The following is a 23,619-nucleotide window of genomic DNA, read 5'->3' as shown; positions in this document are numbered from 1 at the left end:
GATTGCGATGATCGGTTTTTAAAGGTAAACAGAGAAAAATAGAATAATCATTGTGCCAATAGTCAAGGAACTGCTATGCAAATTGGTGTACCAAAAGAAATTCTCGCAGGAGAAACGCGAGTTGCTGCTTCCCCCTCATCGGTTGAACAGTTAATAAAATTAGGTTTTGATGTCGTCATTGAATCCCAAGCGGGGATTTTAGCCAGTTTTGAAGATTCTGCTTTTCAAACGGCAGGAGCCACGATTGTAGATAAAGAGCAGGTGTGGAATTCAGAACTGATTTTAAAAGTGAACGCGCCTGTTAGTCATGATGAAATTGACGAAATTGCTTTGCTCAAGGATGGAGCCACACTAATTAGCTTTATCTGGCCAGCACAACAAGCGGAACTGATGGAAAAGCTTTCGAGCAAAAATATTAATGTACTGGCGATGGATTGTGTGCCACGTATTTCACGAGCGCAAGCGCTAGATGCGCTATCATCCATGGCGAATATCGCGGGTTATCGAGCCGTTGTTGAAGCAGCCCATGAGTTTGGACGGTTCTTTACTGGCCAAATTACCGCGGCAGGAAAAGTTCCCCCTGCAAAAGTTTTTATTGCCGGTGCCGGTGTGGCTGGTCTTGCAGCTATTGGGGCAGCAGGAAGTTTAGGCGCGATTGTTCGTGCATTTGATGTACGTCCAGAGGTCAAAGAACAAGTGCAATCTATGGGCGCTGACTTTTTAGAAGTTAACTCCCAAGAAGCTGCGGGCTCTGGGGATGGTTACGCCAAAGAGATGTCCGATGAATTTAATCGAAAAGCAGCAGAGCTTTATGCTGAACAAGCAAAAGATGTCGATATCATCATTACAACAGCACTGATCCCAGGTAAGCCAGCTCCTAAATTGATCACCAAAGAGATGGTTGATAGCATGAAAGCGGGAAGTGTCATTGTTGACTTAGCAGCAGCCAATGGCGGAAACTGCGAATATACTGTCAAAGATCAAGTAGTTGTGACCGAAAATGGTGTCAAGGTCATTGGTTATACCGATATGGTTGGACGCTTACCTACGCAATCGTCACAGCTTTATGCAACCAACTTAGTTAACTTACTTAAATTACTTTGTAAAGAGAAAGACGGCACAATCAATATCGATTTTGACGATGTGGTCTTACGCGGCGTGACCGTGGTTAAACAGGGCGAAGTTACTTGGCCTGCGCCGCCAATTCAAGTGTCTGCGCAACCTCAACCCACACCAGCTAAACCTGTCGTTGAAAAAGTACAAGCTGAACCGACATCACCGATTAAAAAATTGCTCGGCCTTGCGGTTGGGGTTAGTGCTTTTGCATGGGTTGCTTCTGTCGCTCCTGCTGCATTCCTCGGTCACTTCACGGTTTTTGTTTTGGCTTGTGTGGTTGGATATTACGTTGTTTGGAACGTGACACATGCCTTACATACCCCTTTAATGTCGGTGACGAATGCTATCTCCGGTATTATTGTTGTTGGGGCATTATTACAAATTGGGCAAGGAAATGGCGTGGTTACCGCTTTGGCATTTATTGCTGTTTTAATTGCAAGTATTAATATATTTGGTGGCTTTACGGTAACCAAACGTATGCTTGAAATGTTCCGTAAAGACTAAGGGAGTTCACAATGTCTGCAGGATTAGTACACGCGGCTTATATTGTGGCTGCTCTATTTTTTATTTTAAGTTTGGCTGGTCTATCAAAGCAAGAGTCGGCAAGGGCAGGGAACTATTATGGGATTGCAGGGATGGCGATTGCCTTATTTGCGACTATTTTTAGCCCAGATGCCCAAGGGCTCAGTTGGATTTTACTGGCGATGGTTATCGGTGCGGGGATTGGTATCCACTTAGCAAAAAAAGTGGAAATGACCCAAATGCCTGAGTTGGTCGCTATGTTACATAGTTTTGTTGGTATGGCGGCAGTCTTGGTCGGCTACAATAGCTTATTAGATGCCCCTTCGGTTACCACTCATGCTGAACATGTGATCCACCTAGTCGAAGTTTTCCTTGGAGTATTCATTGGCGCGGTGACCTTCACTGGCTCTATCGTTGCTTTTGGTAAATTACGTGGCACGATTAATTCATCACCACTTAATTTGCCACATAAACACAAGTTAAATCTTGCCGCGCTGGTTGTATCTGGACTATTAATGATTAATTTTGTTAATACTGATGGAGGGTTATTTCCCTTAATCGTTATGACAATGATTGCTTTAGTCTTTGGCTACCATTTAGTGGCTTCGATCGGTGGTGCCGATATGCCAGTGGTTGTGTCAATGCTGAATTCTTACTCTGGTTGGGCAGCCGCAGCCGCTGGGTTTATGTTAGCTAATGATCTCTTAATTGTGACCGGTGCATTGGTTGGTTCTTCAGGTGCCATTCTGTCTTATATCATGTGTAAAGCAATGAACCGCTCATTTATTAGTGTCATAGCTGGTGGCTTTGGTCAAGAGATCGTGATTAATTCCGATCAAGAGCAAGGTGAATACCGTGAAATGAACGCAGAAGATGTTGCCGATCTACTCAAAAATTCAAGTTCCGTAATCATCACTCCTGGATATGGTATGGCGGTTGCTCAGGCTCAATACCCAGTTTATGAGATCACCGAAAAACTGCGAGCGCAGGGAATCAAGGTTCGTTTTGGAATTCACCCGGTTGCTGGTCGGTTACCTGGACACATGAATGTTCTATTAGCAGAAGCTAAAGTACCTTATGATATCGTACTAGAAATGGACGAAATCAACGATGACTTTGCTGAGACCGATACCGTTTTAGTTATCGGAGCCAATGATACGGTTAACCCAGCCGCGTTAGAAGATCCCAACAGCCCAATTGCAGGTATGCCCGTTTTGGAAGTTTGGCATGCTAAAAATGTCATCGTCTTTAAACGCTCCATGAATACGGGCTATGCCGGTGTGCAAAACCCACTATTCTTTAAAGACAATACTTATATGTTATTTGGTGATGCCAAAGAGAGTGTAGACTCTATATCTAAAGCGTTGTAATCTTATCTCTAGGTTTAATAATGAAAGCCAGCAAATGCTGGCTTTCATTATTTTGGCTAATAGCCAGTCTTCTTTTTGACATTAGCCCTGTCTATTATTGACAGGGAAATAACAACAACATTTTATATCTATTAGATAATTAATCTCCATTTTTGGGGTTTTATGATCAAACGAACATTAATATTGGTGGCTACGGTTATACGAACTCTCATTGGTTTATGGGCAGTTGCATCGGCTTTTTCAGTTTATGCCGATTCACTACCGGAGCGAATCGATCAGTTTGTTTCATCGTTTGATTATCAAAGCTCTGTAGTGAATTACGATATTCGTAGCATACAAAAAGAATATCCGACTCGTTTATTAATTCACGAAACCATGCTACCTCAGACTGCTGCATATCCGTTAAAGGATATCCAATTGCTGTATCGGTTAGCTGAAACGTGTTCTGGTAATTTACCTTTAAATCCTTTAATGACCGAGCCGTTGGTGTTTACTCGTGCACTCTGTAAAGGAACTCACTTACCAACACGTTGGTTTGCTCGAAGTGCATTGATTCATCCTGGTGGTGGAAGTTATGCCGCTCGCTATGCAAACGCTTATCCAGATAGGTTTGCCGAACTTGAACCATTTATGCACATTCAAGAACGCCCCAAAGCGCCTGAAGATGATCTTCTTGGTCGTCTACAACAGATGGATGAGTACACGATGAGTGCATTGATTTCAGGTGCACTTATGTTTAGTGATGGTAAATTATTTTGGCTGAGAAAAGGGGATAAGTACTATCTGTTTGAAGAGGGGATCTGGCAGGAAAATGCCGCTAATGCGGGATTATCATTTAGCTTAGCGGGTCATGAGAGTACTTGTTTTGTACAACGTGGTAATTTGTGTTGGGATGTAAAAGATCATTCTGATCTACTACGAATAAGTATGGTGATATTGGTGATTGCCAATATCCTATTAGTGATCGGCTGGTTAATCTATCGCTGGAATTCTAAACGAAAAGAAATGAAAAGCCGCATGCTTATTTTACAGATTTTGACGCATGAGCTTAGAACCCCGATTGCAAGCTTATCATTAACGGTTGAAGGTTTTCGCCGTGAATTTGAACATTTACCCGAATCTGTATACGATGAGTTTCGTCGTCTCTGTGAAGACTCAAGGCGACTAAGGCAATTAGCTGAAGCAAGTAAAGATTATCTGCAATCGGATAATAAGCCACTGGCAACCGATTGGGTTCCCTCGGTTGCGGAATGGCTAGAATATAAGGTTGAAGAAGAATTTATAGAACCGATTGAGTTCATTATTAATCAAGATATTGCCGCAAAACTTAACGTTTATTGGCTTGGAACTTGTGTGGATAATTTAATTCGCAATGCGGTCAAATATGGCGTTGCCCCCGTGACGTTGGAAGTTGTTACACAACCGAATGTTGTGACGATCAAGGTGACAGACCAAGGGGCACTAACACATAAAGATTGGCGTCATTTACGCAAGCCATTTGTAAGCAAAAGTGGCTTAGGACTTGGCTTAACTATAGTAGAATCGATGGTTGGCAGAATGGGGGGAACAATGACCCTTATTGGACCACCAACCACTTTTATATTGGAGATACCCTGTGAAACAGACATTGCTTCTCGTTGAAGATGATAAAAACCTCGCTGACGGTCTATTAGTTAGCTTGGAGCAAGCAGGATATGACTGTTTACATGCAGAAACCATTGCCGCTGTACAACAATATTGGGAAAAAGCCGATTTAGTTATTTTGGATCGCCAATTACCCGATGGTGACTCAGTACAACATATGACGGAATGGAAAAAAATCAAGGATGTTCCCGTGATCTTGTTAACCGCACTGGTTACAGTCAAAGATAAAGTGACCGGACTTGATGCGGGAGCAAATGACTATTTAACAAAACCTTTTGCGGAAGCAGAACTATTTGCCAGAATTAGAGCACAACTTCGTTCACCCGATAGTGATGAACAAGATGATAGCAAAGTTATTACCCCGAACTTGGTGATTGACAAAGCGACAAGAGAGGTATTCTTTCATGATCGGTCTATTACCTTAACTCGAACCGAATTTGATCTATTGCTATTTTTAGCCAGTAATTTAGGTCGTGTTTTTACTCGTGATGAGTTGCTTGATCACGTATGGGGATATAACCATTTCCCAACAACCCGAACTGTCGATACACATGTTCTACAACTGCGCCAAAAGCTTCCCGGATTAGAAATTGAAACTTTGCGTGGTGTAGGATATAAAATGAAAGCTTAATTTCATGCCAAAAAAAGTATTGATTCTGGGCACGTTGCTAAGCGTGCCTTTTCAACTACATAGTAGCGATTGGTTTGAGACAAACACTCCTTTGGCTCAAGCCCATCAAAACTTGTTAACCAATGATCTTGAAGGAATGTTTACTTCCTTAGTTGAAGTGTGGCAACTAAAACAGAACAAAAATATTCAATCCCACCTCAATGATTTATTCGTGCAATCACTTTCCATCGATTGTGGAAAAAGCTTAAATAATCAACCTTTTCCTGAATGGATAAAATCGATAACTATTACCAATATCGACATTCAAAGCCCGGGGAGAGATGCTTATCAAGTCTTAGTTGAAGCACAAACAAGTAAAGAACTCACCGACGTAAAATTAACAAAATGGGTCAAAAAACCACTCTCTTCCGATATTTTATTTAGTAGAAAAGGTGACAATGTCACTAATGGTTGGCGAACCTATCTTAAACGTTATAATTTGAATAACAAATTATCGATAGGCTTATATCGATTAGATATTACCGCGAGTGATCAAACCTCTTGGAGTTCCTGGATTATTTTAAGCGATTTTAAAGCCAAACAAACAGTGCATTGGTCATCAAAAGATCAGTGGATCGTAGATAAAAACGCACTACTGAATAGATACTGCCCATTACCCAAATTGGATGTTTCCGTTTTTGACTATGTGGATAACGAATACAAAGAAATATGGACAAAAAGTTATGAGTCTGACTATCCAACACAACTTGAATTGACCAATCTTGCCTCCGATCGCTATGTACTCGCCGTCTCGATGACCCATCAACGTTGGCAAGGTGCTATCACCATAGAACAAGCTCAAGTTATTAGTAAAACATACAACGTTTCACTAGAGGAATAACTCAAGTTAATAGACAATAAGCCGTTAATAGAAAAAAGAAACGAACGGTTTATCTGGTATGAAGTATAAAATTAACCTTTTAGCGTTATCGGTTACGCTAGCAGCGGGAAATACGTTCGCTGCAAACTATGCCGTTGAAGCCCGTGGCGATGCTATGGGTGGGGTCGGAGTCGTGGCAGCAAACTATCTAACTGCGCCATTTTATAATCCGGCCATTGTTGCGATTTATCGGCGTAGTGATGATGCTGGTATGATTTTACCGAGTATCGGCCTTACCTATAATGATCCCAATAAGCTCGTAAAAGGCATTGATAATATTGCTGATTTAATCAACAGCGGCGATCCATCAAAAGCCAGTGAACTAGAAACCGCACTGAACGATATAGATGGTAGTGTCCTTAACGCGAATGTTGGGGGAGTCGTTGCTTTTGGCATACCGAATCGTTATATCTCTGCCAATATTTTTGGCAAAGCTTATGTTGAAGCCTTCGCTGCTCCCGCCATTTCCGATACATGTTCAGACCCAGGAAATACAGATCTTTGTACGCTGGAAAAAGCACAAAATAGTACCGTCAATGCTGTTTCAGTCGCGGTAACAGAGGTTGGAATATCATTAGCAAAATATCAAACTGTATTAGGGCAGCACATGTCGTTTGGCATCAGCCCAAAGTTACAACGTATCTATACCTACGTTTATCAAGCCAGTTTTACCAACTATGAGTTTAAAGACTTTTTAGATGAAGGGACCGGTGAAACCACCTTTAATATTGATGCGGGGGCATTATGGTTTCATGGCCCTTATCGATTAGGTGTTTCGGTCAATAATTTAGTCAGCCGAGATATACAGACCCGTAGTATTGGCAATACACAATATGAATATCAAATTCGTCCTCAAGTCACCTTTGGAGCAGGAATTGTTGCTGATTATTTTTCCCTCAGCGTCGATTATGATTTGAATACCGATAAGCGATATAAAAATTTTGCTGATGATACGCAAATGATTCGAGTCGGAACTGAGATCGATATTATGCGACAACTAAAACTAAGAGCAGGTTACAATAAAAACTTAGCTTATCGTCATTCAGAAGATACGGTGACCGCCGGAATAGGGCTTTCGCCACTCGGATTATTTCAACTAGACGTGGGTGCTAGCTATACGAACGAAAATGCAATGGGCGCTTATGTAAACGTCCTTGCGAGTTACTAAATGAAGCTCTATAGTTTGGCTCCTTTATAGGAGCCTTTTTTATGTTAGATGATTTCCCAACGTTAACCCATGCCGAGCAACAAACCGCCGTGGAACAAATTCAACACTTAATGGCACAAGGTATGAGTACGGCACAAGCCATTAAAGTCGTTGCCGAAGCTATACGAACGGAGCAAGCAACAACCTCTCAAAGCAAAGAATAAATTACAGTAAAGGTCGAAGAATAGGGCGCTAAAAGCGCTCTTTTTTTGTTTTAAATAAACACAAAAAACATAAAATGAATAAATTTCAATGCATTACATCAGAATAAAACACTACCACCTTTCTCATTAGTTTAGTCAAAAAGCATGCTTTGTAATTTTATTACAAAAACAAATAGCGCCAATATCTTTACTAGTAGGATATGCTAAAAGGCAACGGTGTCACTTTCTTATTAAGGACAATATACCCAAACAACTTGGAGTTGCAGGTAGGCGGCAAGTGAGTGAATCCCCATGAGCATAGACTGGCTATGTGATTGGGGTGAAAGAACGTAGCCAACACCCCTGCAGCTTCAAGTAGGAAGGGTATAACAACGATGTGGGATGGATCTTAGTTGCGGAGGCTAAAAGGTTTGATTGAGATAAATAAAAAGCTCACCAAGGAGGTGACAATGTCACGTTTGATGGGCTTTTTATGATAAGAGCCTAAAATATTAAAATAGGAAGCTAATCAGCTGTGTATATTATTGTGAGGCTTGTAAAGCTTGATCAAGATCTGAAAGTAAATCATCAATGTGTTCAATCCCAATAGAGAGCCGAACCATGTCAGCTGAAACACCGGCTGCTTTTAACTCTTCGTCATTCAGTTGACGGTGGGTTGTTGCTGCGGGAATAGCCGCACAACTTTTAGCATCACCAATATTAACCAAGCGAAGAATTAACTTTAGTGCATCATAAAATCGAGTGCCAGCATCACGCCCGCCGACAATACCAAAACTTAAAATACCCGATGCTTGTCCTTGCATATATTTTTCAGCTAAGTGATGATCTTTATGAGTCGGTAATCCAGCATAGTTCACCCAACTCACTTGAGGATGCTGAGTAAGCCACTGAGCAATGGCTAAACTATTTTGGTTAATGCGTTCGATGCGTAGTGCGAGTGTTTCTAATCCTTGCAAAAGATTCCAAGCGGATTGAGCGCTTAATGCAGCTCCCATATTACGTAAGGGGACAACTCGTGCGCGTGCAATAAAGGCTGCCGCCCCGATATCCTGAGTATAATTAACGCCGTGATAAGAGACATCAGGCTGATTAAGTAATGGAAATCGTTCGGCATGATCGGCCCATGGAAAGTTTCCAGAATCGACAATGACTCCACCGATTGTTGTGCCATGCCCACCAATATATTTAGTGGCAGAATGCACAACAATATCGGCACCATGTTCAAAAGGACGCCATAGAAATGGCGTCGCAACAGTATTATCAACAATCAAAGGAACGCCATGTTGATGAGCAATATCAGCTAGAACTTGGATATCGACCAAACTACCAGAAGGGTTACCGATACTTTCACAAAAAATTGCGCGCGTATTTTGATCGATAAGTTGCTCAATTTGATTGAAGTTATCTTTATCTACAAAACGAACCTCAATACCTTGTCTTGGTAGCGTATGAGCAAATAAATTATAAGTTCCACCGTAAAGTTCACTTAATGAGATGATATTATCGCCAGTTTCAGCGATGGTTTGAATGGCGTAAGTAATTGCTGCCATTCCGGAAGCAACGGCTAAGCCGCCAACACCACCTTCAAGGGCTGTAATCCGCTGTTCAAGCACATCACAGGTAGGGTTCATAATTCGAGAATAAATATTACCTTGAACTTTTAAATCAAACAAATCAGCGGCATGCTGAGCATTGTCAAAGCTAAATGAGGTTGTTTGATGGACAGGAATAGCGACAGCATGTTGGCTATCGGGTTGATAACCATAGTGCAAGGCAAGAGTTTCACGTTTCATTACATATCCTTATTGATTAACGTTTGCTCATAAAAACATGAGGTAATTCGCATGTCAATCTTATTGAGCCTTGTTATACTTAAGTGCGCATTACGTATATTATGTTAAATTATATAACGTGGCTATAATCAATAAATGACTATTCCTTTCAAGCTTAGATGACTTCTATTCACTCGCGCTATTTTCCATTGAACATAACCTATTTACCATAAAGTATATAATTAGCTTTATTGTGTCATGGCTGACCAATAAAGCTAATTATGCGATACAGAGCAAAGATTAATTTCTTTGTAAATAAAGCTGAGTAAGACGTTGCAGTTCTTGGCTACGTATCGGTTTTAAAATGACATCATTCATGCCTGCCTCTAGAAATACTTTATGATCACTTTGCATCGCATGAGCGGTGAGCGCAATGATAGGCGTTTGAATGTGATTGGCTCGTAACTGCTGGGTTGCTTGAATACCATCCATAATCGGCATAGAAATATCCATAAANTACAGAGCAAAGATTAATTTCTTTGTAAATAAAGCTGAGTAAGACGTTGCAGTTCTTGGCTACGTATCGGTTTTAAAATGACATCATTCATGCCTGCCTCTAGAAATACTTTATGATCACTTTGCATCGCATGAGCGGTGAGCGCAATGATAGGCGTTTGAATGTGATTGGCTCGTAACTGCTGGGTTGCTTGAATACCATCCATAATCGGCATAGAAATATCCATAAAAATTAGGTCAAAAGAGTCGTTGCTCTTTACGAGTTCAATCGCTTGATAACCATGCTCTGCAATTGTTACATTGTAACCCATCTGAGATAGGATTAACTGAATGACCACTTGGTTTGTTTTTGTATCTTCAACTACCAAGATATTTTGGCTACTTACATTTTGTGCGGGTTTGCGCAACGTCATATTAGTCGTTGAAGAAACAGTGGCTTTTTGATTTAAACGAGACTCAACAGGTAACTTAATGGTGAACTGACTGCCCTCACCAAGTTGGCTTTGAACGGTGATTTCCCCTCCCATTAACTTCACTAGATGTTTTGTGATTGCTAACCCTAAGCCAGTACCACCATAGTTACGAGTAATTGAGCTATCAGCTTGGATAAAAGGTGAAAATAAATGTTCAATTCGTTGCTGTTCTATGCCAATGCCGCTATCTCTAACCTCAATAACCAACTGATCTCGTGCGGTTATCAATGAAACATCGACACTGCCAATGTGAGTAAACTTTATAGCATTACCAATAATGTTGAACAGAATTTGCATCAATCTAACTGGGTCAACCCAGTATTCATAGTGATCACAGATGGATGTTCGGACATTAAAACGGATCCCTTTCGTTTCTGCGGCTTTATGATGATACCCAAGCGCATGCATTAAACGTTTATGGAGCTGAACCCAGTGACAATGTAACTTAAAATGCCCTGATTCAATACGGCTTAAATCTAAAATATCATTGATAATGACCAGTAAAAGCTCAGCTGAGCCTTCCATTTGTTCAAGCAGATTTTGTTGATAACGATTGGAGTCTTTACGTAAAATTTCAATCAATCCTAATACAGCGTTGAGCGGCGTTCTCAGCTCATGACTCATCATGGCTAAAAACTGAGATTTGGATTGATTCGCTTGCTCTGCTTGTTGTTGTGCTATTGTTAATTCGCGCGTTTTCAATTCAACGAGACGCTGTAACTCTTCTTTATGTTCAATATCATTGATCGCTCGTTCGAGTAATGGACGAAAACGTTGCAATGTTGCTTTCGTTTCTAGACTAAACTGCCCTTTTCTACTGCCTAACAATAATAAAATAGAGTCGCTTGTTTCGGTTCGAATACCCGTAAAAAGCGCCGATTTTATCTGGTTTTTAAGAAAGGGATTCAGATTATCAAACTCTTCTAGCTTGATAGGCTCGAAAAGAATAATGCACTCACCTTCTAATACACGTCGAAATTTATCACCATTTAACCAAGACTTATCTTTAAACGCTTGATTAGAGGAAAGAAAAGTAGCAAACGTAGTTTTATCTTTAAGTTTAGAGATAACAACAAAGTCATCAAATTTAATGTATCGATGTAGTACATTCTTTAATTCATCAAATATCTGATGCTTATTATCGGCATGACTTAAGGTAGAAATCGCGGTTAATATAACTCGGTTCTCTTCAGCGAGTTTGAGCTCGCGCTCTTTACTCCGCTCAAGCTCAAGTAACATCTCATTAAACTGTTCAATTTTGTCTTGTTCCATCATTAATTGTTATTCTGATTCATAAAAAATAACCGAAGCTATCATAAGGTTACCGTGCGCATTTTCACCACCAGTAAACCGTCCTTGTTCTCCAAACGTAAAGGGGCAGATAAAAGGATGTCCACGCATCTGCTTGGATAATTGCTGGTAAACGGTTGAAATTTCACTCCCTAATCGTAACATTGAACCAGCACAGTAAATGATGATCGCCCCAAGCATAAGCGATTCATGATAATTTTGAGTATTAACCTCTTTAATTACTTTGGACGCTCGATTAATTAATTGCTCTTTCGAGCCGGTCATCAGGGTGATCCGCTCACCTTCTTTAATGGTGGAAAATTGTTCTAATGCTCCATTTTTTGTCATTCGAATTGGGTGAGATAATTTATAGTAGGGCTGTTGGTGTACATAACCGGCCACTCGTCCTAACGGGAAGCGAGTGACATGTTGAAAAAGATAATCATCGTTGATTTGCATCCCAGAATGATCACTGACCCATTCCGTATAAATATCAGCCGCTCTTTCTCCATCAATCTGTTCAATTAGTCGTCCAGCCGATTTTGTGACTCTTCCTTCAAACTCGGTCGGTGAATAACCCGCGCTTAGTCCAGTGAGTAATGGCTGCGAAGGGAAAAACAGTTGAATAGCAATGCCGTTTTGGCTCCAGCCATCTTGAGTGATGATAGACCACTTCTCTTGAATATCATTATCAGCTGAACTTCCTCCAATCATAGGAACTTGAGTACCGAATGTTTCATCAATGGCATCAATTAAAAGTTCCTCATTACCGGGGGTTGAATGTAAAACAACTAAGCTTGGAACTTCACCCACTCGGTCGGCTGACACTAATGCTTGCTGAAGGGCGATTTGGGTATTTTTTTTATAGTCACAGCCGAGTGTAAAATTGATAAGCCCAGTGCCATAGGCACTATAAAACGAGTCATAAATCGCCATTAACGCAATCACGGGACCCGCATGGTAACCTTGATCGGTCATGACCCCACAGCAGGAAGAACAGCCAATGAAAGGCGTTGAAGGAAAGGCTTGGGTGAGCGCATGTTGAATTTCATGACCAGCATATTCTTCTGAATAATAACAAATAAGACTCGCGATCCCCTCTTTTTCGAGCTCTTCTTGCAGTTGGTCTATCGCTTTTTGGGGCGTTAATATATGAGTGTAAGCGGTAATTAATCGCATCTGTATATATACTTAAAAAGTTCTTTGCTTGTTATACATGATCTGAAAGGTAGAGTATAATTTTTATCCTGATTTGCTTGATAAAAGACGAATTTTGATACCCAACTCAACAATGTATATTTCTGATGTCGCTTCACTGACCAACCATCTATTCCTCTCTTGTTTAATCACATTTTCTTTGGGCGTGATCGTCCACTGTTCCTCAATAGGATAATAAAGGCTGTACCCAACTTCATCGTTTTCTTTTCTTGTTATCGTAAGCACTTTTTCATTCACAATTAACGAACATTTAGGTTGAATGACACAGTCAAGAGTGACAACGTCATCATGCGTTATGGTGCGCCATATAAACGCAACCAGTAAAATAGTTAAAGTGATGGTAATTTGAACAAGTCTGTGTTTTGTAAGTCTTTCTGATGGCATTAATTTGTGTTCCCTATGTAACAAACTTCAAACTTTTTAAATAAAAAAGCAAGCCCAGAACAATACTAAGGTTACATCCCTGTCATTAAATTGTTAAATGCAGTATAGTTGCGTTTGGAAAATGCCACTTTTTTATAAAGTCAGCAACAACTCTCAAGCATTTGATAACCATTATTTTTATGGTGGGGATTGCCTGTTGTTGTCAACTTGGTGGCATTACGACATGAGTCGTGTTGAAAGTAAAGTGTAGTTAATTAGACATTGGAAGCATGCAAATGAGCCAAGAACAGCAGCTTAGACAAAACTACAACTACACAGTCGTTCGTCAATTTACCCTTGTGACTATTTTATGGGGTATTGTCGGTATGGCTGTGGGCGTTTTGATAGCCGCTCAATTAGTATGGCCACAGCTCAACTTTGATACGCCGTGGTTGACGTATAGTCGTTTACGTCCTCTGCATACAAATGCGGTAATTTTCGCGTTTGGTACTAGTGCCCTATTCGCAACCTCTTATTATGTTGTACAGCGCACCTGTCAAACTCGTCTTTTTGGTGGCCGACTTGCGGCCTTTACCTTTTGGGGATGGCAGGCGGTCATTGTTGCCGCTGCTATATCTTTGCCCTTAGGTTACACCACCAGTAAAGAGTACGCTGAGTTAGAGTGGCCGATCGATATCTTAATCGCTATCGTTTGGGTTGCTTATGCTGTGGTCTTTTTTGGGACGATAGTCAAACGTAAAACCTCACATATTTATGTCGCGAACTGGTTTTTTGGTGCTTTCATTATCACTGTGGCTGTTCTACACATAGTCAATAGCATGGCGATTCCTGTCTCAATGATGAAATCATACAGTATTTATTCAGGTGCTGTTGATGCCATGGTGCAATGGTGGTATGGCCATAACGCGGTTGGTTTTTTATTGACGGCTGGTTTTTTAGGCATGATGTATTATTTTGTTCCCAAGCAAGCTGAACGTCCAGTTTACTCATATCGGCTCTCTATCGTTCACTTTTGGGCTTTGATTTCTTTATATATCTGGGCTGGCCCGCACCACCTTCATTATACCGCACTCCCCGATTGGACACAGTCTCTCGGTATGGTGATGTCATTGGTTCTTTTTGCACCATCTTGGGGAGGTATGATCAATGGTATTATGACGCTGTCGGGTGCATGGCATAAATTACGCGATGATCCCATTTTACGTTTTTTGATCGTTTCGCTTTCCTTCTATGGTATGTCAACTTTTGAAGGGCCGATGATGTCGATTAAAACCGTCAATGCTCTCTCTCATTATACTGATTGGACGGTAGGCCATGTGCATTCTGGAGCTTTAGGTTGGGTCGCTATGGTATCTATCGGATCCGTTTACCACCTTATCCCGCGCTTATTTGGACAAGAACGTATGTATTCGGTTGGTTTAATCACCATGCACTTCTGGCTCGCAACGATTGGTACAGTGTTATACATCGTCGCAATGTGGATCTCAGGCGTAATGCAAGGACTAATGTGGCGTGCAGTGAACTCTGATGGCACACTCACTTATAGTTTTGTTGAGTCTGTTCAAGCCTCTTATCCTTTTTATACCGTTCGTTTTATTGGTGGCTTTATTTTCTTATCAGGTATGTTTGTCATGGCTTATAACACCTATAAAACCATTTCAGCCCCGAAAGATAGCTTAAAAGCTATTCCTCAGCCGGTATAAGGAGATTGAGAGCATGAGTCATAACGCTAAAAACCGCCATGAAATAGTAGAACGTAATGTAGGTTTGCTGGCTATTTTGATCGTCTTTGCTATTAGTCTGGGAGCTTTAGTCGAAATTACGCCCTTGATCTTTCAGCAACAAACCAATGAACCGGTCGATAATTTACGTCCTTACACTGCCTTAGAGTTGGAGGGCCGTGATATCTACATCCGTGAAGGATGTCATGTGTGTCATAGCCAGATGATCCGTCCCTTCCGCTCTGAAACTGAACGTTACGGGCACTATTCCGTCGCCGGTGAAAGCGTCTGGGAACATCCTTTCTTATGGGGGTCAAAACGTACTGGGCCAGATCTTGCTCGAGTGGGTGCACGCTATTCTGACGAGTGGCACCGTGTTCATTTAATTGACCCTCGTGAGTTGGTTCCTGAATCTAATATGCCTGGTTTCCCATGGTTAGCAAAAAATGCAGTCAGTGATAAGCATACTCAACAGAAAATGGCCTTATTCCGTGATCGCTTTGGTGTGCCTTATACCGATGAACAAATTGCCAATGCACCAAAAGAATTAGAAGGTAAAACAGAGATGGATGCCATCATTGCTTATCTTCAGTCGCTTGGTCATGCAATGAAATAGAGGAAGTATTTATGGATATCGGTACGATTCACAGTATTTGGACCATTGTCTTGTTTGTCTGCTTTATTGGTGTTGTATGGTGGGCTTACGGGAAGAAGCGTAAAGCACGTTTTGATGAAGCAGCTAATCTCATCTTCGACGAAGAGCCATCTTCATCGAAAAAACAAGGAGAGACCAAGCAATGACGACATTTTGGAGTCTTTGGATTATCGTCATCACAGTCGGAACACTACTGGGCTGTGCGGCTCTACTCATTTGGTGTTTGAAAGACAAAATGGGGGTAGAAGAAGGCAAAGACATGGGCCATGACTATGATGGCATCCGAGAAATCAATAATCCGCTGCCTAAGTGGTGGACATATTTGTTTATTGGAACATTTGTTTTTGCCGCGATTTATCTCGCTCTTTATCCTGGTTTGGGTAACTTTAAAGGGTTACTTGGCTGGCAGAGTTCAGATCAAACGGTGCGTTCACTAGCGGCATCTGAATCCTCTATCGAAGCCGCTCAACAAAATAAGCGTTTGGTTCAATACGCAAAAGAATTAGATGACGCACAAACTTACTTTGGTGAACAGTTCAGAAAACTCGCCTACCAAAACGGCGGGGATGAACTACGCTCATTACCAGAGATTGCCGCTGATTCAGACGCTTTAAATGTTGGTCAACGTCTGTTTTTGCAAAACTGTTCTCAATGCCATGGTTCTGATGCTCGCGGACAAAAAGGGTTTCCTAATCTCACCGATAAAGCATGGCTTTATGGTGGAGAACCAGAGGCGATTATTACCACGATTCGCCACGGTCGCATCGGTGAAATGCCCGGATGGAAAGACTCTCTTGGTGAACAAGGTGTTAAAGAAGTCGTCAGCTATACCTTGAGTCTCTCAGGCCGTTCTGTTAATGCCCGTGAAGCAGCAGCCGGAAAAAATCGTTTTGTCGTTTGCGCTGCCTGTCATGGTACTGATGGTAAAGGAAACCCTGCTGTTGGTGCTCCAGATCTAACCGACCAATATTGGCTTTTTGGCGGTTCCCGTGCCGATGTCACAGAAACCGTTATGTATGGTCGTTCCGGTGTGATGCCTGCATGGTTGGACATATTGGGTGAAGATAAAGTTCAGCTTGTTGCCGCTTATGTCTGGAGTTTGAGTAATTCAGATACAATGAAATAGCGTTTCAAATCAGCCCCTAAAAGGGGCTGGTTCTCTATCAGTTTTATGTTCTATCTTTTGTTGTAGAGAATATTCTTATGGAACAACCTTGGTATAAACAATTCTGGCCCTGGTTCTTAATTATATTACCTTCGATGGTGGTCATTGGAACCTTAGTTGTTGTCTTTATCTTTCATCAAAACTCAGTTTCTATGGTCACGGAGGATTATTATAAAAAAGGGAAAGGAATCAATATTGACTTATCAAAAATTAATCAGGCAAAACGCCATCACCTCAAAGCGGCGATTCTTTCAGAAGGTAACGATGTCGTTATTCAGCTCGATAAAGGTTCTTTGCCGCATTACCCTGCACTCAATATTATGTTTGCTCATCGAACGTTGCCGGATCGTGACTTTACTCAACTCGTGACTGCCGACTTTCAAGGTCATTATCGAATAAAATTGGATGAAGCGCTCAACGGTCCATGGTTTTTAGAATTATCGCCGCATAACGATCAATGGTTGATTCAAGGAAAGGTCAACTTTCCCTCGGTCGCAGCCACTCAATTGCTGAATTAGGCTTATGAAAAAAACGTGTTATCACTGTGGCGAAGATGTCCCAGCCGATACCCAATTGACGGTGATGATCTTAGGCGAACAACGAGAGATGTGCTGCCCTGGCTGTCAAACGATAGCTCAGACGATAGTAGACAGTGGCCTTGTTTCCTACTACCAATACCGACAAAAAACGGCCGAAAAAATTGACCTTGTTCCTGATGCGCTTAAAAACTTAACTCACTATGATGATGACACGATTCAAGAGGAATTTGTTTTTAAGCATGATGAGTATAATGAGGTCACGTTAGGCCTCGAAGGTGTTTCCTGTGCCGCCTGTGCTTGGTTAATTGAAAAACACATGCTAAAACAAGCAGGAATAGCAGAAGTCAGTGTCAATACCCTAACTCATCGAGCTCGACTCGTCTGGGACCCCACGAAAATAAAACTAAGTGCCATTATCACCCAACTACAAAGGTTAGGTTACAAAGCCTCCCCTTTTGAACAAGACGATCAAGAACAAGCATACCACCGAGCTTCAAAGCAATACCTTTATCGTATCGGTGTTGCCGGTATCGCATCGATGCAGGTTATGATGGTTGCTGTTGCACTCTATTTAGAAGTTTTTTCCGATCTCGATGACGCTTTTAAACATTATTTTCGGATCGTTAGCTTTTTCTTTGCCACTCCCGTCATGCTTTATTCAGCGTGGCCATTTTATGAAAATGCATGGCGAAGCATCAAAGCTCGCGCACCAAGTATGGATATCCCGGTTTCTATCGCAATGATCATGGCATATGTTGCAAGTATTGTTGCGACAGTCAACCGTTCAGGCGAGGTGTTTTATGAAGCAGTAACCATGTTTGCTTTCTTCTTATTACTTGGCCGATATTTTGAGATGAAAGCTCGACGAGAAGCCTCTGCTCATAGTGCAAATTTGCTCAAATTGGTGCCAACGTTTGCTACCTTATCTGATGGATCACAAGTCCCTGTAAGGCAATTGAATGTAGGCGATACATTACGAGTGTTACCAGGAGAAAATATTCCTTCTGATGGAAAAATTCTTTCAGGGCAAGTGTATGTGGATGAGTCCATGTTAACAGGGGAGTCCGTTCCTGTCGTGAAAATAATGGGTGATGATGTTTTTGCTGGCACCTTAAATGGTGATGAATCTTTTGAAATGCAGGTAACTAAAAATAAAGCAGAGTCAATGATTTCTCATATAGTTCGCATGCAAGATAACGCCCAGATAAGTAAACCAAGAATTGCAGAAATTGCCGATATTGTTTCACGTTATTTTGTCATAGCGACATTAGTTATTGGCGCAGGGACTTGGCTATTTTGGCACTTTTATCATCCAGAAGACGCATTTTGGATCATGCTTTCGGTTTTAGTGGCAACCTGCCCATGCGCCCTCGCATTAGCCACACCGACCGCAATTACCTGTGCGACCTCTCGTTTAAGCCACTTTGGCATTTTACTCCGTAAAGGGCATGTTTTTGAAACTCTTTGTCAAGTGAATCACTTGATTATGGATAAAACGGGAACACTGACTGAAGGTCGCATCGAGATTTATCAAACAAAAGTACATGATGCACATTTTTCCCTCCTGCAATGTCAAGCCATTGCCGCCAGTTTAGAGCAACATGCTAATCATCCTTTAGCGAAAGCTTTTACTTCTTTTGCGGATGAGAGTTATCAAGTTGAACAGGTAAAAAACGTAATAGGAAGTGGTCTACAGGGCATTTATCAAGGACAAACTCTCCGATTAGGCTCGGCGTCTTTTGCTTTAGGTCAATCCGATCTCGATGCGCAAGAACTCGATTGTATTTATCTCAGTAGTAATACACGGTTGATCGCTTCATTTTATTACCGCGATCCGATTCGTCGTGAGAGCTTGGCGATGGTCACTGAGTTCAAAAATGCGGGGATTCGTTTAACTCTATTATCCGGAGATAATCAATTGAACGTACAACGAGTCGCGGACAAAATGGGCATTGAACATGTGGTTGCGAATGTGACTCCAGAACAAAAATTAAACTATCTACACTCTCTACCGGATGATACCATCACCTTAATGATTGGTGACGGTATTAATGATGCTCCTGTCCTAGCCGGCGCGCATCTTTCTGTTGCCATGGGAGGAGGAACCGATGTCGCTAAAGCTTCATCTGATATGGTTTTATTGAATGACAAACTCAGTAATGTGCTTAAAGCTCGAAAACTTGCGTTTAACACTCGGAAAATCATTAAAGAGAATTTATGGCTATCTTTGTTCTATAACCTACTGATTCTACCTTTAGCCATAATGGGTTATGTCCCGCCTTATATTGCCTCTTTAGGAATGTCGCTCAGCTCGGTTGTCGTGATTGCAAATTCAATGAGGTTATTGAAGTTCCATGGATAGTTTTTTTCTATTAGTGCCCGCTGCCATTTTATTTACCGCCCTCGCCTGTGCGATTTTTATCTGGGCGGTAAAACATGATCAATTTGAAGATTTAGAGCGGCAAGGTCATAACATTTTGTTTGATGATGAAGAGCCAAAACAAGAAGAAACCGATGCTTGCAAATCACAATACCGCCTAGAACCCGAAGAAAAAGAGGGCAAATAAGCCATGGTCACGCCAGATTTTATTGGAGCGTTTGTGATTGGTCTGCTCGGAGCTGGGCACTGTATGGCGATGTGTGGCGGGTTAAGTTCATTATTAACCATCGGATCCCCCTCTGCTCATCCTATGTCTCATACTCTCCTTCTTTACAATGCAGGCCGTATCATTAGCTATATGGTTTTTGGCGCTTTGATTGGCGGATTCACCGCCTCAATCTCTCAACTCGCTAGCTTAAATCAATCTCTCATTTGGTTACGTTTATTGGCCGCCATGTTTATGGTCATACTGGGTCTTTATATTGGTCGCTGGTGGTTTGGGCTATTAAAGTTAGAAGCGGTTGGGCAAAAACTGTGGTATTACCTTTCACCATTAGGACGCCACTTTTTACCCTTAACATCCCGTTGGCAAGCGATCCCATTTGGCTTTATTTGGGGCTGGTTACCGTGTGGATTAGTTTATTCCATACTGACTTGGGCTGCCGTTTCAGGCAGTGCTATTTCGGGCGCTTTAATTATGGGCGCATTTGGCATGGGGACACTACCAGCGATGTTAGCTATAGGCGCGAGTGCGACTAAATTAAAACATATTCAACAGTCTAAATATTTTCGTCAACTAGCCGCTCTTTCAATTATTGCCTATGGCTTTTATACCGCTTATGGCGCTGTTGAAATATTGCTCGCCCTATCGTGAGTGAGACTTTTAGACTATCCTTTCATGCTAATGAATGGTAGAATCTTGATGTATATCAATTTAGTGAAAGGTTGTTATGATTTCTGATAAGCCTGCTGCAAAGCGCATTCAATCTGGTGGTTGTGCAATTCACTGCCAAGACTGCAGTATTAGTCAGCTTTGTATTCCATTTACATTAAACGAGTCAGAGTTAGATCAGCTTGATCAAATTATTGAGCGTAAAAAGCCAATTCAAAAGGGTCAAGAACTGTTTAAGGCAGGCGATGAACTTCGTTCTCTTTATGCGATACGCTCAGGAACCATTAAAAGCTATACCATTACCGAACAAGGCGATGAGCAGATCACTGCCTTTCACCTTGCTGGTGATCTGGTCGGCTTTGATGCCATTACCGAGGATTGTCATCCCAGTTTTGCGCAAGCATTAGAAACTTCCATGGTGTGTGAAATTCCTTATGAAATTCTTGATGACTTGTCAGGGAAAATGCCTAAGCTACGTCAACAAATTATGCGTTTGATGAGTAATGAAATTAAAGGCGATCAGGAAATGATTCTCTTGCTGTCTAAAAAGAATGCAGAAGAACGTTTAGCCGCATTTTTATATAATTTATCGACGCGTTTTTCTCAACGTGGCTTCAGCCCGCGAGAGTTTCGCTTAACGATGACCCGTGGAGATATTGGTAACTACTTAGGCTTAACGGTCGAAACCATTAGCCGCCTACTGGGTCGATTTCAAAAATCTGAAATTTTAAGCGTAAAAGGCAAATATATCACCATCTTAGATCATGATGCGTTAATGCAATTGGCTGGTGTGTCAAAAGAATCTAAATAAGTTCAATGAGGTAGCTCTTTAATGAGCTACCTCATACTTTTCCGAAAAATCTTCTCATATTCGCTAAAACTCTGACGCTAACTGCGCTAAAGTAACTCTAAGGTTGGTGGGTCCTAAACCTCCTACACAAACAAGGAGTCTGTTATGAGCATCTACAACAAGATATTAGTGGTTGCAGATATTAATCACGATGAACAACCAGCACTTGCCCGAGCGGTTCAGTTAGCCGCAAAAAGTCGTTCCCCGAGCCAAATTACTTTCTTTATGTCGATTTATGACTTTTCTTATGATATGACCTCTATGCTTTCGATGGATGAAAGAGATGCCATGCGACGAGGTGTCATTCATCAACGAGAAAAGTGGATGAAAAAAGTAGCTGAAGATTATATTGATTCTTCCATTAACTTTAGCGTCAAAGTAGTCTGGCACAATCGTCCTTATGAAGCGATCATCGCAGAGGTTTTTTCTGGTGAACACGATATTCTGATTAAGGGGACGCGCAAGCATGATATTCTTGAGTCGGTTATTTTCACCCCCACCGATTGGCATCTATTACGCAAGTGCCCAACCCCAGTTTTATTGGTTAAAAATGCTGACTGGCCTGAAAATGCGAATATTATCGCTTCTGTTCATGTAGGGTCTGAAGTTGAAGCGCACCTTGAATTGAATGATATTATGGTTGAACAGTTACTCTGTTTAACTTCTCGATTGGATGCAATGCCTTATTTGGTGAATGCTTATCCGGTTACACCAGCTAATATTACAATTGAGCTGCCAGAATTTGACCCAACGACTTACACCGATGCAGTTCGTGGTCATCATCTCACGGCAATGAAAGCATTACGCCAAAAACATGGCTTGAATGAAGAACAAACGGTGGTTCAACAAGGTTTACCTGAAGATGTGATTCCAGCCGCAGCTGAAAAACTCAATGCAGCCATGGTTATTTTAGGAACAACTGGACGAACTGGCCTGTCTGCGGTTTTTATTGGTAATACAGCAGAACAAGTGATCGATAAAATCAATTGTGATGTTTTAGCGCTAAAACCTAAAGGTTACATCAGCCCGCTTGATCCAAAAGTTGCGAATTAATCCTCACTTAATGTTTGCTGATCAAAAACGCCCAGCGATTGCTTTTGGGCGTTTTTATTTAATCGTAAAAGGTCAACAAACCCTAGCATCTCGATCATATATCCGTATCATACGCACTTCACTTTGTTTTGAAGATTAAAGACCGCAAGCTAATGACAGAGCAGACCCAAGCACTAACCAAAGCCCAACAATACAATTTTAATAAATTACAAAAACGTATTCGCCGTAATACCGGCCAAGCCATTGCAGACTTTAATATGATCGAAGATGGCGATCGTATCATGGTATGTTTGTCGGGGGGTAAAGATAGCTTTACCATGCTAGATATTTTGATGAGTTTGCAAAAAAGTGCCCCCGTTTCTTTTTCATTAATCGCTGTGAACCTAGATCAAAAACAACCCGGTTTCCCTGAGCACATTCTTCCTGAATACCTTGCAAGTTTGGGTGTGGAATACAAAATTATTGAAGAAGATACCTATTCAATTGTACAAGAGAAGATCCCTGAAGGTAAAACCACTTGTTCGCTCTGCTCACGTTTGCGCCGTGGTATTTTATACCGCACAGCCAAAGCATTAGGTGCCACGAAAATTGCACTAGGACATCACCGTGATGATATCCTTGAAACGTTATTTTTAAATATGTTTTATGGGGGCAAAATGAAAGGAATGCCGCCGAAATTGGTTTCTGACAATGGTGAGCATGTGGTTATTCGCCCCCTCGCTTATTGTCGAGAAAAAGACATCATTAAATATGCCGATCTGCGCGGCTACCCGATTATTCCTTGTAATTTATGTGGTTCTCAGCCAAATTTACAACGACAAAACATTAAACAAATGCTAAACGGGTGGGATAAACAATTTCCGGGGCGGATTGAAACCATGTTTAGAGCCATGCAAAATGTGGTTCCGAGCCATTTAGCTGACTTTGAACTTTTTGATTTTAAATCAATAAACCGTGATTCTGGTGTCATTAATGGTGGCGATATTGGTTTTGATAAAGAACCGCTTCCACAGCTAAAACCAGATGATGAAGATATGGTAACAGAGTTTGATCCAAGCTTAATGCTTGATATTACTAACGTATAAAGAAGCACTATCGACTTCGATGCACGTCTTATTATGCGCATCGAAGTATTGAG

The 23,619-nt window shown here is 41.4% G+C and carries 22 protein-coding genes and 1 pseudogene; 18 read left to right on the top strand and 5 right to left on the bottom strand.

Features of this window, described 5'->3' with window-relative positions:
• The first annotated feature begins 75 nt into the window (after positions 1 to 75).
• From CAG57_RS06075 to CAG57_RS06045, 7 genes are all read left to right on the top strand, one after another.
• Positions 76 to 1,620 (top strand): Re/Si-specific NAD(P)(+) transhydrogenase subunit alpha, encoded by a 1,545-nt coding sequence (locus CAG57_RS06075; protein WP_099612406.1) that lies wholly within the window; start codon positions 76 to 78, stop codon positions 1,618 to 1,620.
• A gap of 11 nt (positions 1,621 to 1,631) precedes the next feature.
• Positions 1,632 to 3,008, top strand: a complete 1,377-nt coding sequence (gene pntB / locus CAG57_RS06070) for a Re/Si-specific NAD(P)(+) transhydrogenase subunit beta (RefSeq protein WP_099612407.1) — start codon at positions 1,632 to 1,634, stop codon at positions 3,006 to 3,008.
• A 162-nt stretch (positions 3,009 to 3,170) separates the two neighbouring features.
• Entirely contained in the window at positions 3,171 to 4,649 is a 1,479-nt protein-coding gene (gene vxrA / locus CAG57_RS06065) for a sensor histidine kinase VxrA (RefSeq protein ID WP_161434027.1), read from the top strand.
• The gene (vxrB, locus tag CAG57_RS06060; protein ID WP_099612409.1) at positions 4,624 to 5,283 is read left to right on the top strand and encodes a response regulator transcription factor VxrB; all 660 of its coding nucleotides are present in this window, start codon (positions 4,624 to 4,626) and stop codon (positions 5,281 to 5,283) included. Before vxrA ends, vxrB begins: the two co-directional genes overlap by 26 nt.
• Positions 5,284 to 5,287: 4 nt before the next feature.
• Positions 5,288 to 6,163: a DUF2861 family protein gene (locus tag CAG57_RS06055; protein WP_161434029.1), complete on the top strand. Its 876-nt coding sequence runs from the start codon at positions 5,288 to 5,290 to the stop codon at positions 6,161 to 6,163.
• Positions 6,164 to 6,221: 58 nt separating this feature from the next.
• The gene (locus tag CAG57_RS06050; RefSeq protein WP_161427120.1) at positions 6,222 to 7,370 is read left to right on the top strand and encodes a conjugal transfer protein TraF; all 1,149 of its coding nucleotides are present in this window, start codon (positions 6,222 to 6,224) and stop codon (positions 7,368 to 7,370) included.
• 41 nt (positions 7,371 to 7,411) lie between these two features.
• Positions 7,412 to 7,573, top strand: a complete 162-nt coding sequence (locus CAG57_RS06045) for a YoaH family protein (RefSeq protein WP_099612412.1) — start codon at positions 7,412 to 7,414, stop codon at positions 7,571 to 7,573.
• A 521-nt stretch (positions 7,574 to 8,094) separates the two neighbouring features.
• Here CAG57_RS06045 and CAG57_RS06040 read toward each other — a convergent pair.
• The 5 genes from CAG57_RS06040 to CAG57_RS06020 all read right to left on the bottom strand — a co-directional run bounded on the left by CAG57_RS06040 (position 8,095) and on the right by CAG57_RS06020 (position 13,226).
• Positions 8,095 to 9,366 (bottom strand): O-acetylhomoserine aminocarboxypropyltransferase/cysteine synthase family protein, encoded by a 1,272-nt coding sequence (locus CAG57_RS06040; protein ID WP_099612413.1) that lies wholly within the window; start codon positions 9,364 to 9,366, stop codon positions 8,095 to 8,097.
• A gap of 279 nt (positions 9,367 to 9,645) precedes the next feature.
• Positions 9,646 to 9,867, bottom strand: a complete 222-nt coding sequence (locus CAG57_RS06035; protein ID WP_337247025.1) for a response regulator — start codon at positions 9,865 to 9,867, stop codon at positions 9,646 to 9,648.
• Between the two features lie 8 nt (positions 9,868 to 9,875).
• The gene (locus tag CAG57_RS06030) at positions 9,876 to 11,606 is read right to left on the bottom strand and encodes an ATP-binding protein (RefSeq protein WP_161433671.1); all 1,731 of its coding nucleotides are present in this window, start codon (positions 11,604 to 11,606) and stop codon (positions 9,876 to 9,878) included.
• Positions 11,607 to 11,615: 9 nt separating this feature from the next.
• Positions 11,616 to 12,803, bottom strand: coding sequence for an FIST signal transduction protein (locus tag CAG57_RS06025; RefSeq protein WP_099612415.1), 1,188 nt, complete (start codon positions 12,801 to 12,803; stop codon positions 11,616 to 11,618).
• A 63-nt stretch (positions 12,804 to 12,866) separates the two neighbouring features.
• Positions 12,867 to 13,226, bottom strand: coding sequence for a hypothetical protein (locus tag CAG57_RS06020; protein ID WP_161433669.1), 360 nt, complete (start codon positions 13,224 to 13,226; stop codon positions 12,867 to 12,869).
• A gap of 275 nt (positions 13,227 to 13,501) precedes the next feature.
• Between CAG57_RS06020 and ccoN the strand changes: the two genes are divergently transcribed.
• The 11 genes and pseudogenes from ccoN to ttcA all read left to right on the top strand — a co-directional run bounded on the left by ccoN (position 13,502) and on the right by ttcA (position 23,566).
• Entirely contained in the window at positions 13,502 to 14,929 is a 1,428-nt protein-coding gene (ccoN, locus tag CAG57_RS06015; protein WP_161427106.1) for a cytochrome-c oxidase, cbb3-type subunit I, read from the top strand.
• Between the two features lie 13 nt (positions 14,930 to 14,942).
• A complete protein-coding gene (gene ccoO, locus CAG57_RS06010; protein ID WP_161427107.1) occupies positions 14,943 to 15,563 on the top strand; it encodes a cytochrome-c oxidase, cbb3-type subunit II in 621 nt (206 codons plus the stop codon).
• Positions 15,564 to 15,574: 11 nt separating this feature from the next.
• Positions 15,575 to 15,748: a cbb3-type cytochrome oxidase subunit 3 gene (locus tag CAG57_RS06005; RefSeq protein ID WP_099612419.1), complete on the top strand. Its 174-nt coding sequence runs from the start codon at positions 15,575 to 15,577 to the stop codon at positions 15,746 to 15,748.
• On the top strand, positions 15,745 to 16,728 hold the full coding sequence (ccoP, locus tag CAG57_RS06000; RefSeq protein ID WP_099612420.1) for a cytochrome-c oxidase, cbb3-type subunit III: 984 nt from the start codon (positions 15,745 to 15,747) through the stop codon (positions 16,726 to 16,728). Before CAG57_RS06005 ends, ccoP begins: the two co-directional genes overlap by 4 nt.
• Before the next feature lie 77 nt (positions 16,729 to 16,805).
• Positions 16,806 to 17,285: a FixH family protein gene (locus CAG57_RS05995; protein WP_099612421.1), complete on the top strand. Its 480-nt coding sequence runs from the start codon at positions 16,806 to 16,808 to the stop codon at positions 17,283 to 17,285.
• A 4-nt stretch (positions 17,286 to 17,289) separates the two neighbouring features.
• Positions 17,290 to 19,668, top strand: a complete 2,379-nt coding sequence (locus CAG57_RS05990) for a heavy metal translocating P-type ATPase (protein ID WP_161427108.1) — start codon at positions 17,290 to 17,292, stop codon at positions 19,666 to 19,668.
• Positions 19,661 to 19,813, top strand: a pseudogene (gene ccoS, locus CAG57_RS05985) (cbb3-type cytochrome oxidase assembly protein CcoS); the annotation flags it as partial. The gene CAG57_RS05990 and the pseudogene ccoS, both read left to right, overlap by 8 nt.
• Positions 19,814 to 19,876: 63 nt before the next feature.
• Positions 19,877 to 20,560, top strand: a complete 684-nt coding sequence (locus tag CAG57_RS05980) for a sulfite exporter TauE/SafE family protein (RefSeq protein ID WP_099612423.1) — start codon at positions 19,877 to 19,879, stop codon at positions 20,558 to 20,560.
• Positions 20,561 to 20,636: 76 nt separating this feature from the next.
• A complete protein-coding gene (locus CAG57_RS05975; protein ID WP_099612424.1) occupies positions 20,637 to 21,389 on the top strand; it encodes an FNR family transcription factor in 753 nt (250 codons plus the stop codon).
• 144 nt (positions 21,390 to 21,533) lie between these two features.
• On the top strand, positions 21,534 to 22,481 hold the full coding sequence (gene uspE, locus CAG57_RS05970) for a universal stress protein UspE (RefSeq protein ID WP_099612425.1): 948 nt from the start codon (positions 21,534 to 21,536) through the stop codon (positions 22,479 to 22,481).
• Between the two features lie 152 nt (positions 22,482 to 22,633).
• Positions 22,634 to 23,566 carry a tRNA 2-thiocytidine(32) synthetase TtcA gene (ttcA, locus tag CAG57_RS05965; RefSeq protein ID WP_161427110.1) on the top strand — a complete coding sequence of 311 codons (933 nt, stop codon included), beginning with the start codon at positions 22,634 to 22,636 and terminating at the stop codon, positions 23,564 to 23,566.
• Positions 23,567 to 23,619 lie beyond the last annotated feature (53 nt).

Source organism: Vibrio sp. V30_P3S12P165, from assembly GCF_009904905.1.
GTDB classification, from domain to species: domain Bacteria; phylum Pseudomonadota; class Gammaproteobacteria; order Enterobacterales; family Vibrionaceae; genus Vibrio; species Vibrio fujianensis.
This window is presented reverse-complemented; position numbering and strand designations above follow the sequence as displayed.